Here is a 15,126-nt window from a genome sequence, read left to right on the forward strand (position 1 = left end):
TCCATGGAATTTGACGCCGTATTGATTGCACCGCGCCGGGCGTTGAGCATCGCGCGCGGCTGGTGGCGGGACCTGACCATCAACGACCTGCTGGACAAATGCGTGGCGGCGCATCCCGACAAAGTTGCATTGACGGCCGTGCAGTCCGACGCCGGCACGCAGCGCACGTTCACCTATCGCGAACTGGCGGCGCTGGCCGACCGCGCTGCCGTGGGGCTGGCGCGCCTGGGCGTCGGGCGCGGCGACGTGGTGGCGTGCCAACTGCCCAATGGCTGGGAATTCGTCGTCACGTATCTGGCCTGCTCGCGCATCGGCGCGGTGATGAATCCGCTGATGCATATTTTTCGGCAGCGTGAACTCTCTTTCATGCTGCGCCATGGCGAAGCGCACGTGCTGATCGTGCCGCATCGGTTTCGGGGCTTTGACTACCCGGAGATGGTGGCCGGCTTGCGCGCGGATCTGCCGGCGCTACAGCATGTGATCGTGGTCGGTGGCCAGGGCGCCGACAGCTTCCAGGCGCTGCTGGCGGGGCCTGAATGGGAACGCGAGCCGGATGCCGAACGCATCCTGACCCAATCCCGCCCCGGCCCGGATGACGTCACACAGCTGATGTACACGTCTGGCACCACGGGCGAGCCCAAGGGCGTCATGCACACCGCCAACACCTGCTTGTCCAACATCGCCGCTTACGCCGAGCGGCTGCGCCTGGGCTCGGACGATGTTGTGCTGATGGGCTCGCCTATGGCGCACCAGACCGGCTTTATGTACGGCTTGATGATGCCGTTCTACCTGGGCGCGAGCGCCGTCACGCTGGATATCTGGAATGCCGAGAAAGCCGTTGCGCTGATGCGCGAACTGGGCGTCACGTTCAGCATGGCATCGACGCCGTTCCTGACGGATATCGCACGTCAGGTGGCGCAGTCGGGCTTGACGGTGCCCACGCTGCGCGTCTTTCTTTGCGCGGGCGCGCCCATCCCCGGCCCCCTTGTCGAACAGGCCACTCGCGCGCTGGGCGCGAAAATCATCTCGGCCTGGGGAATGACGGAAAACGGCGCGGTCACGTTGACCCTGCTGGACGATGACGACACGCGGGCCTGCACCACCGACGGCAAGCCACTGCCCGGCGTTGAAATCAAAGTCAGGGACGCGTCGGGCGCAGCCTTGCCCGCCGGCGTCGAAGGCCAGCTTTGGCTACGGTCATGCTCCAATTTTGGCGGCTACCTGAAGCGGCCGCAGTTGAACGCCACCGACGCCGACGGCTGGTTCGATACGGGCGACATGGCCCGCATCGACGCCGACGGCTACTTGCGCATTACGGGGCGCAGCAAGGACGTGATCATCCGAGGCGGCGAGAACATCCCCGTGGTTGAAATCGAGTCGCTGCTGTATCGGCATCCCGCTGTGGAGATGGCCGCCATCGCGGCGTATCCGGACGCGCGCCTGGGCGAGCGCGCTTGCGCGGTGGTCACGCTCAAGCCCGGGCAGGTGTTGAGCTTGCAGGATCTGGTGCAGTTCTTGAAAGGCTTCGGCGTGACCAGGCAGTACATTCCCGAGCGCTTGGAAGTGCTGGACCAACTGCCGACCACGCCCACGGGCAAGGTCCAGAAGTTCAAGCTGCGAGAGATGCTGAGTGCAAGCCTGGGCGAGGGGCAGGGCGGGACACCGGGGTAGGCGCGGACATCGGACATTACAACGGACATCGCATCGGACATCGCATCGGACATCACCTCGGAGCCCGCGTGTCGGACATCACACCGGCTAGCGCACCTGCTAATTCACCGGATAGCGCACCGGATAGCGCACCGGACGTCACCTTGGACAACGCCCCGCCCGCGTCGCTCGCATAACGAAGCGGCGGGGCGCGCCCGCCAGAACGATCCGGCTCAGGCCCCCGTCGCTTCGAGCGGCGCCACCGCCGCGCCCTGGATCTTGTGACGCGCCAGCGCGTCGGCCACGAACCCGGCCTTCTTCATCGCTTCCACATAGGCCGACAGATACGCGCTGGCCTTCTCGCCCCGGCTCTTGGGCACGCCCATTGCCTGGCGTATCAGCATGAAATGGCCGTCCAGTAGCCGCAGGCCGCCCAGGCGCGCGGCGTCGGCTTGCAGCTGCTGCTTGACGCCCGCGGCCACTTCCAGATTTTCTTTCATGAAGGTATCGACGACGGCGGGCGAGGTCGGCGCGCGGAAGATCTCGGCGTGCTTCAGTTCGCGCGTCAGGTACAGGTCGTAGGCGCTGCCTTTGCCGACCGTCACTCGCACGCCCTGGCTGTCGACCTGTTCCATGGCGGTGATCGGCGAATCGTCGCGTACCAGGTAGGCGCCTTCGATCACGACGTAGGGGGCGGTAAAGGCGATTTGTTCGCCACGCAAGGGGTCGATCGCGAAGAACCCCACGTCCGCCTGCTCGGCCGCCACCGCGTTGACCGATTCGCCGGCCGATTTGAAAACCACCAATTCCAGCTTGACGTCCAGGCGCCGCGCCAGTTCCGTGGCCAGGTCCACCGAGACGCCAACCGGCTGGCCGGTGGCCGGGTCGGTGTTGGCCAGAATGGGATTGCCCAGGTTGATGGACGCGCGCAGCGTGCCGGTGGGGGCGAATGCGGAAAGCAGCTCGTGGTCGGTCTTCATGGCTTCCTTGATCGGTATGCGCCGCGCCGTCAGGGCGCAGCGGTTTGCCCTCAAGAATAGCCGGATCGGCGGCGCCTGTGCATTGCGGGATTGGCGCCCGCACACCGCCGCACCTGCCTCCTGGAAGTCGCACCTGTGTCCGCGTGCTTTCGCGCCGGCACGAAGCCCGACCCGCGCCTTATTGCGCGCGGCGCAGCACGTAGTGCGGGGCCAGTGGACCCGTGGGGCGGGTGCCGTCGCGGTACAGCATCGTCACCTGGTTCTCGGCGACGAAGTAGCGCTGGCTGTCGCCGGAAGCGTCCAGGCGGATGGTGCTGCCGTCCGACTCCCAGCTGAACGTGCCGGTCACGATTTCGGGTTGCGGCTCACGGTCGAGGTACTGGGTCTGGCGCTCGTAGCGGTCGCCCTTGAGCAGTGTCAAGCGCGTCTTGATGCCGGGGCAATCCGCGCAGGGCAGTGTGCCTTCGTAGCTGCCTGGCCAGTCCAGCGCATTGCGGGCGGTGTGGTTATCGGCGGGCGTATCGCGCGCGTCATGCGACTTGAAGGGCGCGCAGCCGGCAAGCAAGGCCAGGCTCAGGGTGCAGGTCAGGGTGGTTTTCATCATGGCGAGCTCCTGTGGGTTAGTGTTTTTGCCGGAACATGTCCTGCCGGATTCACGATACGGACAGTAACGGGAGGGTGCTGAAACGGGATGTAAAGCGCCGCAATCCGTTGCGGGAAGGGTGCATGGCAAGGCAGAACGGCTGGGGTAGACTGCCGGCTCAATCTCTTGATGCGCCATGGACCCTGAACTGCTCAACCTGCTGGTGACCCGCGACATGCCGTTCGGCAAGTACAAAGGGCGACTCATCGCCGACCTGCCCGGCCCTTACCTGGCGTGGTTCGCGCGCAAGGGCTTTCCGCCCGGCGAGCTGGGCCGCCTGCTGGCGCTGATGCATGAACTGGATCACAACGGCTTGTCGTCCTTGCTGGCGCCGCTGCGTACGTCGCGGTCCGGGTCTGCGCCCAAGGCGTAGCACCGGATTCAGGCCCAGATTCAGCGTCGGATTTAGCCCCAGATTTGGCCCCGGGTTCAGGCCCGGATTTAGCCCCGGATTTAGCCCCGAGCTTTGCTTCGGACCCAGCCATCTGGGGCCGCCCCAATGCCCGATGGCATGGCCGGGTCGGAAACGGCGCGAAACAACTGCGGGGGCGCTTGTAGCGGTTTGGCACGACGAGAGCGCGCACCGGGCGCTACGATTAGCCGGCGCGCCCCGGGCGGCCGCGCATCCACAATCCGGTCGCCAAGGGCGCTTGCCCATTAAAGAAGAGGTCCCCATGAAGAAATTCTCCGTTCCTGCCGCCGTGTTCGCCGCGCTTTGCACGCTGGGCGCCGCAAGCGTGACGCATGCACAGTCCATGCAAAGCCCCGCGCCCGCTTCCCAGGAAATGCAATTTCCCAGCATGCCTTCCAAGGACGGCAGCCAGTCGCCGCCGTCGACCTTGCGCATGACCGTCACGCCTGACCCGAGCGCACCCCCGCCAGTCATGCGCGACACCGAGGAAAGCCGTGCGCAGTATGTGCGCTGCCGTGAAGTGTCTGACCGCGCGGCGGTGTCCAACGCGCAGATGCAGGCCGGCGTTGCCCAGTGCCTGAAAGAACTGGAACAGCGCCGCCAGCAGCAGTAAGCCGTACACCGGACGCGCCGGACCGGGCCGGCATCGGCCAATTGCTGGATCCTGCCGGGTCCAGTTGCCCGCCGGACCGAGCCGACTTCAGCCGTTTGCACGAGCCGGTCGGTTTCGGTTGCCGGCCGACAGCAGCCGCGCCAGCCTGGATGCCGGTTGCTCATGGCGTGCATTGCAAAATGCCGCTGCGGCGTTCCCAAGATTCATCAGCGCGGTGCCGCATTGATGGCCAGCTTGGGCAGCGCGGCCCCTGCCTTGGGGGGCGAACGCGTCGGCCCCTTGGGCGTGCTTGCCTTGGGGTTGGCCGCCGGTGTGAAGAGGGGCGCGGGCGGAGCCGGCGTCGGCTTGGATGCCTCGGCCAGCAGCGTTTGCGGCAAAACGAACCCGTCAAAACTCGCTTGCGTGAACGGGTTGTTGGATTTCTCGGCCGTGATGCGATAGCGCATCGCGCCGTCGTTGGCGGAAAAGCTCAGGTCCACGCTATTGGCCGTTGCGCTGTCCAGGCGCGCCTGGCTCAACAGGCGAAACATCGACCACGACCCGCGATACACCAGCCCGCTGCTGGTGCCCGCCGCGCTGACCAGCGTGATGCGGCTTTCCGTCGAGTCGCCCAGATTGTTCGGCCAGATCAGGCCGACGCTATTGCTAGGCCCGTGGCTGTAGGCAATCAACTGCCCTTCGACGCTTAGCACGCTGCTGCGCCGGCTGGACGTCAGCCCCAGCGGTTCGATACTGAACTGCACGCCCAGCGCCCCTCGGCTGTTGAAGAAGGCATCGCGGATTCGGTCGGCTGCCTCAAGCTGCTCCAGCACGTCCATGCGCACCAGGTACCCGCCACGGCGTTCCGAATACAAGGCTTCAAGGTTGTCGTCAAAGAACAATTTCAAGTATTGCTCCTTGAACTGCGCCAGCCTGCCTTGCGGCCCGAACAGCGCCGTGAAGTCTTCCAGCGAGGCGTCCACGCGGCTGTTCGGATTGAACGGGTAGCGCCCGGCCAGCCGTTCCTGGTAATAGCGGTAGACGTCGGTGTCCCACCGCCGTCCCAGTTCCTTCAGCGCCTCGATCAGCAGCACCTGCGAGGATTCGTCCGCCAGCTTTTTCACTTGCCGGTTCAGCGGTTCGGGCAGGCCCACCGCCACGCGTTGCAGGTTGCCGATGGGGTCGGCCCCCTTGAGCGCAAAGCGGTCCAGCACGACGGCCAGCGCGGCCTTGCCGGGTTCAGCGCTGTCATGCACGCCTTTCAGCGTGTCGTGGACGCGGCCGATGGCGCCCATGCTTTCGTCCAGGTACGAAGGCTTGTCGCCCTTGGACAGCAGCAGTTCCGACAAGGGCGCAAACGGCCGCGCAATGACCGCCACCTGCGGAACGTTGGCGCCGGTGATGGCATTGGCCGTCACCGGCTCGACCTTGTCGGTGGGCTGGCCCGGCGTGGCGACCCCGGGCGAGGGCGGGCTCAATACCGTGTTGTCGCGCACGGTCTCGAGCAGCCGGCGCAGCGGCGCGGCCGGGCTGGTGACATTGCCCAGCACCGTTACCGCCTGGCCCAGGTCGTTGAAGTCCACCACTTCAAGCTGGTTCAGGTTGCGTTGCCAGGTGTCGATGTAGTCGCTGCTGTACAGCGCGCGCACGCGTTCGGCCAGCACCTGTTTATCGGCCTCTGAATAGTCGATGCGTTGGCGCTCGCCCAGCGTCCAGCGGTCGATCATTGCCAGGTCGGTAAAGTCCTTGCCGTGCGCGGCAAAGTAGCCGTGGTAGCCCGCCGCCGTCAGCAGCGGATCGATGCGCGTGGTCGCGCCCGCCGTGCTGCCCGGCGCGGCCGGATCCTTGTACAGGATGTCGAACGCCGGGCCGACCTCATGGCGCAGGTCCAGCGGCGAATGCAGGATCTTGCCCGCCTGTTCGCGCATCGTCATGTAGACGCGCTGCGGCATGGGCAACTGCCGCAGGCGCTGCTGGACGTCGGCGATGCGCGCCTGGTGTTGGGGAAGCTCGGCGTCGGCATATTTCATGGCGTAGTCCAGATGCCGCATCAGGCCGTTCTGCACCGAGCCCTGGCCCGGGTAGGCGGCCTGCCATTGCTGTGTCATCCAGTCTTCGACAATGGGCGCGCGGCGGTTGTCGCGGTCTTCGATCATGCGATAGACGCGCAGCGCCGCCAGTTGCTGGTTGCTGCCCGAGGGCGCGCTATTGATGGCGTGCATGACGCCGCTGGCCAACTCCGGCAGAAAGCGCTTCGACAGCAATTGCAAATAAGCCTCGTCGACCTTAGGCCCGATCTTGCGGCCTTGGTACAGGCCCAGCTCGGACACCACCGGCCAGGCACTGCGGTAATCGCCCACGACCGCGACGGCGCTGCGAATCTGGTCCAGCGGCTGCAACAGGTTGCGGCCCGTGGGGTCGCTGCTGCCGTCAATCTTGTGGACGCTGAATTCGCGGCTTTTTTCCAGCACGGACATTGCCATCTGGCGGTTGACGCCGTGGTAGTGGTACCAGCCGCCGGCCATCAGCAGGCAGCCCAGCCCGGCCACGCCAAACCCTACCAGCAGCGTGCGGCGCTTGTCGGCCATGACCTTCAGGTTGTCGCCCGCCAGCCCGGCCTCGGGGTAGATGATGCGTTGGAACACCTGCTGCGCAAAATACACCACCGAGCGGCCGCTGGGCTTGGCATGCGCGGGCGCCTCTTCAAGGCCATACGATTGCGACGCGGCATTGATGAAGGCGTCGCACAGCAGCCCCTGCTGATAGACGGACGAAAAATACACGCCGCGCGGCAGGGCGGGCGTGATGTATCGGTCACTGCCAAGGACGTCTTCCAGAAAGCTCAGCAGCACCGGCCGCATGCCGGCCAATTGCCGCACCAGCGAAAACAGCGCTTCGCGCGCCTGCATCGTGGCGGCCTCGCCCAGCGCGTCGAATATCTGTTCGTTCAAGCGTAGGATGAAGCCGTCATAGCGGCCGGCCAGCTCGTCCAGCCACGCGTCGTAGTCATGCACCGAGTCCAGCGTGAAGGTGAAGCCGAAGATGTCTTCGCGCACGGCACGCGGCAGACGGGCAAAGAAGGGTTCGAATCCGTTGAGCAGGTCGAACTTGCTCAGGACCACATACAGCGGCGGGCGCGTGCCCAGGTGGCGGCTTAGTTCGGCCAGGCGCGTGCGCAGCAGAATCGCCAAGGCCTTGCGGTCGCTGGCTTTTTGATTCAGCAGCGTCACCAGGTCAACCATCAACACCACGCCGTTCAGCGGGCGCCGGCTGCGGTTGCGACCCAGCCAGTCCAACAGCCCGGCCCACAGTCTTGCGTGCGCGCCGGGCGGCAACAAGACCTGCCCCAGCGAGCGCGAAAAGGGCGCCGCCTGCGGAGGGGATTGTGGGGGAGATTGCGGGGTGACTGGACCGTCGGCTTGGCCGGCGACTTGCGCGCCGCTTTGCGGGGCGGCCTGAGCAGCAGCAGCAGCTGCCGCGCCGCCGGACAAGGCCCGATCCGATACACGGTCCGCGACTTCGGGCGCGGGCGCGGCCTCTGTCTGGCTGACAAGTTCGCCGGGTGGGTCGATCAACACCGCTTCATCACCCATCCACCAATCGATGTCATACGCCAGGTCCGGGTCCGCATACGCGCGGCGCACGCCGGCCTTGATCTCGTTGCTTAGTGAAAAGCTTTGGCTGGATCGGTTGATGAAGCTGGTCTTGCCGGTATTTTCCTGACCCAGCACCAGGTACCACGGCAGCTCGTAGATCGCGTTGCGGCCCTTCAGGTTGGAACGCAGCACGTTCAGGCTTTGATCCAGCGCGCGCTCTTGCGCCTGCACGAAGCGCAGCACCGGGTCGTCTTCGCGCTGCGCCAAGGCGCCGCGCTCGGCCTCCAGCCGGCGATTGCGTCGGCGCAGCGCCCACAGCCACCCCAGCGCCGGCGCCATCAGGATCAGCAGCGTACACAGGATACGCAAGGTCAGATCGGCAAGGGGTTGCTGGCCACGCCAGGTCCAGAACGGGCCCAGCCACCAAAGGCCGATCAGCAGGAACACGATGGCGATCAGCACCAGGATCGGCATGGCGCTTTTGAACTGGCTGGCGACCGGCATGCCGTAGCGCTTGATCATCGACCACACATTCTTCATCGCAGGACTCCTTGGCTCTTGCTGTCCGCGTCGCTGGCGGGGCGGACGGGCAGGTATGGGTTCAATTGTTCGGCCAGCTCGGGCTCCCATTCGTGGGCGGGCATCGCGCGCAGCGTGACGGCCACATTCGTGTAGAGGTTCTGAGCCAGCCATGACAGGCCGCGAGCGGCAAGCAGGTCCGCTGCGATGACGGTGGCGTACGCGCGCTGGCGTGGCGATTCCGAATTGCCCTGTTGTTCTTGCAGCCGATGCAGCACGGTTTCGACACCGTCGCTGTCCAGCTGCGCAATCAGTTCTTCACGCAGGGCGGCAAATTCCGGATGCGGGCCGACGCTGCCGTCGTGGGCATCCGCGCCGCTGATCCAGGCCAGTGTTTCGCTGTCGACAAAGGCCCGGCCGTCGCTGAAGCTCAGGTCCACTAACGCGGGTATGCGGCGCACGAAGCGTTCCGTGGCAAGCCGGATCGCGGCGGCGGCGTCCTTCATTTCAAGGCGCGCGGCGATACCGGCTGCCAGAAAGCTGCCGCGTATCCAGTAGGGCGAGGCGACGACGCTTTTTTCAACCCGTTGCAGCAGCGCCGGGTTGACGGCGTTGCCGGCCAGGGCTTCGCCGTAGCCGTCCACGATATCGGCCGGCACCGCCATTAATTCGGTGCGCATGCCGTGGCGCGTGTTGGGCGCCGCGTGCAGATGCGCCCACAGGGCGAAGCGGCGCAGCTGGTAACCGGTGGGATCGTAAGCGTCCTGCTGGTTGATGAATTCGGCCACGCTCAACAGGGAACGGCGGTTCTCGCGCTCGTCGCCGGCGCTAAGCGAGGCGGTTGGCGCGGCGCTGGAAAAGGGGCTGGCAGGGGTGCCAGCAGACCCCCCGGCAGACCCACCGGGTCCGCCGAAAAAGCTCTCGCTGATGGCCTGGCCGCCTTGTTGCCCGGCACCTCTTCTGGGGGCGGCCGATGCCGCGGCGTCGGGATAGCGGGCCTGTTCGACACGGCGGGAAAAGTGCGCTTCCAATCGGGTCAACAATGCCTGGTCCAGCTTGGCCTCGGGCGCACTGGCCTGAAGCCGGTCCAGCGCCTGCTGCGCGCGCGCCTGATCCGCCTGGTTGAAACTGGCGGCCGGCAGCGTTTCCAGCGCGTCGCGCAGGCGGTCGGCCAACAAGGACACCAGTCGGCGCTTGCCCAGGTAACCCGTCGGGCCGGGCTTGGGATGCCCGGTCTCCCAGTAGTGCTCGACCATGCCCGCCAGCACATCGGCCGCTTCGGCCCAGCGGCGCCATGAGCCCGCCTTGATGCGCGCGGAAATCAAGTGGCCCGCGACGCGAAAATGTTTGCACTGTGACGCCAGGTACTGGCGAGCGGCCTCGTCCACGTACAACCAGTCCAGCCGCGCTTCTTGCAGACCGCCCAGTTTGATCATCTCGTGGTCGATCGCCTGGAAGGTTTCGTCTTCTTCGTCGAAGTGGCCGGCGGGCTGGCGGGCATCCAGTGGCGCCAGCAGGGCATCCATGTCAAGCGGGGCGTAGTGCGTCACCAGTGACACGCCTCGCGCTGGCGCGACAACAGCGCTTGCAGGCCCGTGGCGTCGAACGTCAGGCCGTTGACGGGCGCATAGTCGCTTTCCACACGCAGCCGCGCGCCCGCGACGAACGGCCGCAGTTGTTCGATGGCAACCAGACCCCGGCCGGCGTCCGCCACGTTGCCTTCGTCCAGCACGCGCCACGGCCGCGCGGGCGACAGCGGACGGTCGTCCATGTACAGCCGCACCGACATCTGGTGCCGTTCAAAAGGCCGGTCGGCCAGTAGCTGCAACCGCGAAATGTTGGACAGGCAGGTGATGGCCAGATAGATAGGCGGGCGCATGTTCAACACGGGCGCGGAAATCACCACGCGCTGCTGTCCGGCGGGCGGCTCGTTCGAGTCGCTTATCAAAAACGACCTGTCGTCCTCCGGGCGTGTCGATTCGTTCTGCCTGACGATGTCGTACGCACGGGCCGAAGGCGGCAGCAGCGCGGTCGACGCGTCGGGGGCCGGGGCCGGCTCGGCGGTCGACGGGATGCCTGCGGCCGGGTCCAGCGCAACCGTGTGCCGATGGCCGCTCAGCGGCGCGGAGAGCGTGGGCGGTGTGCCCGCCGCCGCGTCAAAGCAGGCCAGCCGTTCAACGCCGGACACGATCTGCGTGCAGTCGCGCGCGAACGCGTCTAGGTCGTTGGCCGCCTGCCCGACGGGCGCGGCCAGCATCAGCACAACCAAGCTAGGGGCAAGTTTCATGAAGTGTGGTCCTCCCGATCCAGATTCCACGCCTGACAGCGGCGCGCCAGCGTACGTTTGGGGATACCCAGGCTTTGGGCCGCCCGGGTGCGAGATCCATTGACTTGCCGCAGGCGCGCACGGATGACCAGGCTTTGAAAGGCGTCCAGCGCCTGCGGCAGGTTGTCCGTATGCAGCAGGCCATGCAGCAGATCGGCGCCGGCGCTGTGACCCGCCAGCGGCGGCACGTCGCCCTGCGACAGTTCAAGCGTGTCGGCGCGGATGGCCTGGCCTGGCGCTGTTCTTTCGGACGCCACCAGGATCAGGCTGCGAAGCTGGCGCACGTTGCCCGGCAGGGCGTGCGCCGCCAGCACCGCGAGGGCGTCCGGCGCGATACCCGCCACGCGAGTCTGCCGTTCTCGGTTGTGTTGCAGAACGGTGTGCAGGGCCAGCGCGGGAATGTCTTCCGGACGCTCGCGCAGTGGCGGCAGGGCCAGCGTCAGCTGCCGGATCCGAAAGTACAGGTCTTCGCGAAAACGGCCATCGCGGATCAGCTGCGGCAATGGTCGGTGGGTAGCGCAGATCAGGCGGAAGTCCGAGCCGTGCTCGCGCGTGGCGCCCAGCGGCCGGAACTTCTTTTCATTGAGCAGCCGCAACAGCGTGCCTTGCAACGCCATGGGCATGTCGCCGATCTCATCCAGGAACAGCGTGCCGCCGTCGGCTTCGGCAACCAGGCCGGTACGCGCCTGCACGGCGCCGGTGTACGCGCCGCGCACGTTGCCGAACAACTCGGCTTCGATCAGGTCTTGCGGAATGGCCGCGCAGTTCACGGGCACGAACTTGCCGTTGCGTGACGAGGCCTGGTGTATCAACCAGGCGGCGTGGTCCTTGCCTGTGCCCGTTTCGCCCGTCAGCAGCACGGCCAACGCCGAATCCGCGAAACGCAGCATCGCTTCCCGTGCCGCTTTCGCCGCCGCGCTGACGCCAATGAATTCGGCCGCCAGCAAGCGCGCGGCGCGCTGCTTGCCTGCGTCGGCCGCCGGGGTCTGGCGTAGCGCTTGTTGGTATCGCGCATCGTCGGCGGCATGCGCCTGGGCGTGCAGCCGTGTGAAGAGCGCTTCGTGCATCGCTTGCAAGGCACGCCAGACGGGGTGGTCGCGCCACGTGGACAAGGTCAGCGACGGCCCCGCCAGAACCAACACGGCCAACGACTGCCGGCGTGCATCGAGCAAGGGCAGGACCAGCAAGCCATGCCGCGTGCCCAGGCGTTCACGCAGCCGTTCGAAGCCGGACCCCACGCCCACCAGAGCGGACATCTGCTCTACCAGGCAGGGCTTGCCACTGGTCATTGCGTAGACCAGGGGGTCGTCCAGCGCGTCCATGCTGATGTCGTGCAGGTCGGGGCCGGGAGACCCGGCCGACGCCAACGGCACCAGCGCGTCGCCCGTGGCGTTGCGCGCGTACAGGCAGGCGGCCGAGATGGCGGGCGCTGCCGCGCAGGCGGCCACGAACACTTGCGCCAGCGCGTCGGGCCGGCTGGCGCTTGCCATGTCGCGGGCAACGTTTGCCACGCTTTGCGCGTCCATGTCGGGCCTCAATGCAACTGGGCGGTGAATGCGCCCTCGGCCCAATGCAGATGCGCGCCGCCAATGGACTCGCCCGTAGCCAGCCGCCGCAGCACGGCTAATGACAGCGGCGGCAGCAGTTCGCCATCGATGCTGGCGTCGAGCAGGCGCGCACCGTTTTCGTGGCGGATGCAGCGTCCGCGCAACTCGTCGCGGGCGCTTGCCGTAATGTCCAGGGTGGCGTCGTAGCGGGCGGCAAACTGCACGCGCAGGCGCTCAAGGCGGCTATGGATGATCTGGTCCAGCACGTCTTCGCCCAGGTACTGGTAGGGAACCAGCTGCATCCGCGCAAGCAGAGCGGGCTTGAAGAAGGCGCCCAAGCGGGCGCGCAAGGCGTCTTCGGACAGGTCGGCAAGCTGGCCGTCCTGTTGGTCGAAGCCCAGGTTCGAAGTCAGGAAGAACAACACGTTCTTGCAGTCGATCTGGCGGCCTTCGCCGTCGGCAAGCTCGCCTTTGTCGAAGGCCTGGTAGAACAGGCTCATGACTTCGGGGTGGGCCTTTTCCACTTCGTCCAGCAGCACAATGGAATAGGGCTGACGCCGGATGGCTTCGGTCAACACGCCGCCTTCGCCATACCCGACATAACCGGGCGGCGCGCCCAGCAGCCGCGACACCGTGTGCCGTTCCTGGAATTCCGACATATTGATCGTCGTCAGGAACTGCCTGCCGCCAAAGAGCGCGTCGGCCAGCGCCAGCGCCGTTTCGGTCTTGCCCACGCCGCTGGGGCCGGCCAATAGAAATGCGCCCAAGGGCGTTCCGGGCCGGCGCAGGTCGGCCATGGCGGTCAACAGGTGCTTGTGGATGCGGTCGATGGCCGCGTCCTGGCCCTTGATGCGCGCGCGCAGAACGTCGGGCAATTGCGTCAGCCGTTCCATCTGGCCACGGCTGATGGTGGTGGCGGGGATGCCGGTCCAGTCGGCGATGACTTGTGCGATCTGTTCGTGGCCGACGTCGGCGTGCAGCAGCGCGCCATCGCGTTGCAGGTGGTGAAGTTCAGCGACAGTGGCGGCCAGCACGTCGCCATCGCCCGAGCCATCGCCCGAGCCGTCGCCATCTGCGACGGCGCCATCCGCAACAGCGCCATCCGCGACGAGGGTATCCGCGACCCCGTCTTGCGACGGCAGCGCGGCGCGCAGGCCCAGGATCTTATCCACCAGTGCCTGTTGGCGCTCCCATGCCTGTTGCAGCGCCACCATGCGCTCGGCCACGGCCACGCCATCTGTTTCAAGCTGGGCAATGCGACGCGGGTCGGGCGTGCGGCCCGCGCGCGCATCGCGCCGCAACTGGGCCAGTTCCGCCGTGATCTGCATCTGCTCGTGCTCCAGCGCGGTCAAGCGGCGAGGGGGCTCGGCCAGCGCGGTCGCAACGCGTGCGCTGGCGGTGTCCAGCACATCGATGGCCTTGTCGGGAAGTTGACGGCCGGACAGGTAACGCGCGGACAGGCTGACGGCGGCCCGCAAGGCGTCATCGCCGATGTAGACGCGATGCGCCTGTTCGTAGGTCGCCCGCAAGCCGCGAAGAATATGCACCGCTTGTTCCTGGGTGGGCTCTTCCAGCTTCACCAGCTGAAAGCGGCGCGTCAGCGCGGGGTCTTTTTCAAAGTACTTTTTGTATTCCGACCATGTGGTGGCGGCGATGGTGCGTAGCTCGCCGCGCGCCAGGGCGGGCTTGAGCAAGTTGGCGGCATCGCTGCCGCCGGCCACATTACCCGCGCCGATCAGCGTATGGGCTTCGTCAATGAACAGGACGATGCGGCCCGCCGACGCCTTGACTTGGTCAATGACGCTTTTCAAGCGCTTTTCGAATTCGCCCTTGACCGACGCGCCTGCCTGCAACGCGCCCAGGTCCAGGCCCCACAGCGCAACATGACGCAATGGTTCGGGCACACGCTGCTGCACGATGCGCAGCGCCAGCCCTTCCACCACCGCGCTTTTGCCCACGCCCGCGTCGCCCACCACGATGGGGTTGTTCTTGCGACGCCGGGAAAGGATGTCGATCATCAAGTCGATTTCGGCATCGCGGCACAGCACCGGGTCAACCGTGCCCGCGCGGGCCTGCGCGGTGAAGTCGTGCCCGTATCTGGCAAGGGCCGTGTCGTCGCCATCGATCGGCGTGGCAGGCGCGTCCGCCCCGGGACCGGGCGATTCCGCCGACTGCGCGAACAGCGTGTTGAACGCTTTGCGCAGCGCTTCGCGGTTGACGTGTTCGAACAGGGTGATGGCGGCCAATGGCAGGTAGCGCCCGGGGTTCAACAGCGCGGCTAGCGCCAGACTGCCGCCGCGCAGCTTGACCTGTGCAAGTTCAAGCGACGCCAGCAGCCAGGCCTCTTGCAGCCATTCGATCAGCAGCGGAGAAAAGCTGGGGTATTGGCCCGGCGCGGCCTCGTGATAAGGGTTGCCGCCGGCCAGCGCCTGCCGCACGGAATCGGCGTCAAGGCCGGCGTGCTGGATCAGCACGCGCATGTCGGACAGCGGCTGATCCACCAGCTTGGTCAGCACATGCGCAACGGTGATTTCGGCGCAATGCTGGCTGATGCACAGGCTGGCGGCTTCTTCGACCGCCTGGCGGCAGATGGGGTTCAAGCGATCGATGAGGGAAGAGAGATCAATTCTGATCATGACTCACACACTTTCGAACAAAGAAGTAATCCGCAACGACACCATGGCGCGGTTTTTATTTCCATAGGAGGAATCAGAAAGACATAAATATCGCGGTTACTACTAAGTCGAAAAGCCCACGTTCGCGAATGTTCCGGCGTTTTCTTATTCGTCCTATTGCGACTTCGTATCCCACGCTCTTAGCATCCCAGCACTACTTATCGCGGTAGCCCCGAGTGGTTTGTC

At 66.1% G+C, this 15,126-nt stretch carries 10 protein-coding genes; 3 read left to right on the forward strand and 7 right to left on the reverse strand.

Annotated elements, in window-relative coordinates; translation table 11 throughout:
• The first annotated feature begins 3 nt into the window (after nucleotides 1-3).
• Nucleotides 4-1,671, forward strand: a complete 1,668-nt coding sequence (gene aliA / locus AC6LJY_RS19885; protein ID WP_314358766.1) for a cyclohexanecarboxylate-CoA ligase — start codon at nucleotides 4-6, stop codon at nucleotides 1,669-1,671.
• A gap of 212 nt (nucleotides 1,672-1,883) precedes the next feature.
• Here the strand turns inward: aliA and AC6LJY_RS19890 are convergent, their stop codons facing one another.
• Complete coding sequence (locus AC6LJY_RS19890; RefSeq protein WP_314358763.1) at nucleotides 1,884-2,630, reverse strand: transporter substrate-binding domain-containing protein; 747 nt, start codon at nucleotides 2,628-2,630, stop codon at nucleotides 1,884-1,886.
• A gap of 178 nt (nucleotides 2,631-2,808) precedes the next feature.
• A complete protein-coding gene (locus tag AC6LJY_RS19895) occupies nucleotides 2,809-3,234 on the reverse strand; it encodes a copper resistance protein NlpE (protein WP_046806990.1) in 426 nt (141 codons plus the stop codon).
• Nucleotides 3,235-3,409: 175 nt separating this feature from the next.
• On the opposite strand from AC6LJY_RS19895, the gene AC6LJY_RS19900 reads away from it, so the two are divergent.
• Together AC6LJY_RS19900 and AC6LJY_RS19905 are read left to right on the forward strand one after the other, a co-directional pair.
• Nucleotides 3,410-3,646, forward strand: a complete 237-nt coding sequence (locus AC6LJY_RS19900; protein ID WP_104144378.1) for a DUF3820 family protein — start codon at nucleotides 3,410-3,412, stop codon at nucleotides 3,644-3,646.
• A gap of 301 nt (nucleotides 3,647-3,947) precedes the next feature.
• Nucleotides 3,948-4,298 (forward strand): hypothetical protein, encoded by a 351-nt coding sequence (locus AC6LJY_RS19905; RefSeq protein ID WP_120156282.1) that lies wholly within the window; start codon nucleotides 3,948-3,950, stop codon nucleotides 4,296-4,298.
• A gap of 206 nt (nucleotides 4,299-4,504) precedes the next feature.
• On the opposite strand, the gene tssM is transcribed toward AC6LJY_RS19905, so the two are convergent.
• Genes tssM through tssH form a run of 5 tightly spaced genes read right to left on the reverse strand, consistent with a single transcriptional unit; the run spans nucleotide 4,505 to nucleotide 14,901 of the window.
• Complete coding sequence (gene tssM, locus AC6LJY_RS19910; RefSeq protein WP_314358757.1) at nucleotides 4,505-8,413, reverse strand: type VI secretion system membrane subunit TssM; 3,909 nt, start codon at nucleotides 8,411-8,413, stop codon at nucleotides 4,505-4,507.
• Nucleotides 8,410-9,942: a type VI secretion system protein TssA gene (tssA, locus tag AC6LJY_RS19915; RefSeq protein WP_498136605.1), complete on the reverse strand. Its 1,533-nt coding sequence runs from the start codon at nucleotides 9,940-9,942 to the stop codon at nucleotides 8,410-8,412. Before tssA ends, tssM begins: the two co-directional genes overlap by 4 nt.
• On the reverse strand, nucleotides 9,939-10,679 hold the full coding sequence (locus AC6LJY_RS19920; RefSeq protein ID WP_498136606.1) for a type VI secretion system-associated protein TagO: 741 nt from the start codon (nucleotides 10,677-10,679) through the stop codon (nucleotides 9,939-9,941). The genes tssA and AC6LJY_RS19920 overlap by 4 nt, the downstream gene beginning before the upstream one ends.
• The gene (locus AC6LJY_RS19925) at nucleotides 10,676-12,244 is read right to left on the reverse strand and encodes a sigma 54-interacting transcriptional regulator (RefSeq protein WP_314358750.1); all 1,569 of its coding nucleotides are present in this window, start codon (nucleotides 12,242-12,244) and stop codon (nucleotides 10,676-10,678) included. The genes AC6LJY_RS19920 and AC6LJY_RS19925 overlap by 4 nt, the downstream gene beginning before the upstream one ends.
• 8 nt (nucleotides 12,245-12,252) lie before the next feature.
• Entirely contained in the window at nucleotides 12,253-14,901 is a 2,649-nt protein-coding gene (gene tssH / locus AC6LJY_RS19930) for a type VI secretion system ATPase TssH (protein ID WP_498136607.1), read from the reverse strand.
• Between the last annotated feature and the right edge of the window lie 225 nt (nucleotides 14,902-15,126).

It is taken from the genome of Achromobacter sp. RT286_PF (assembly GCF_059760425.1).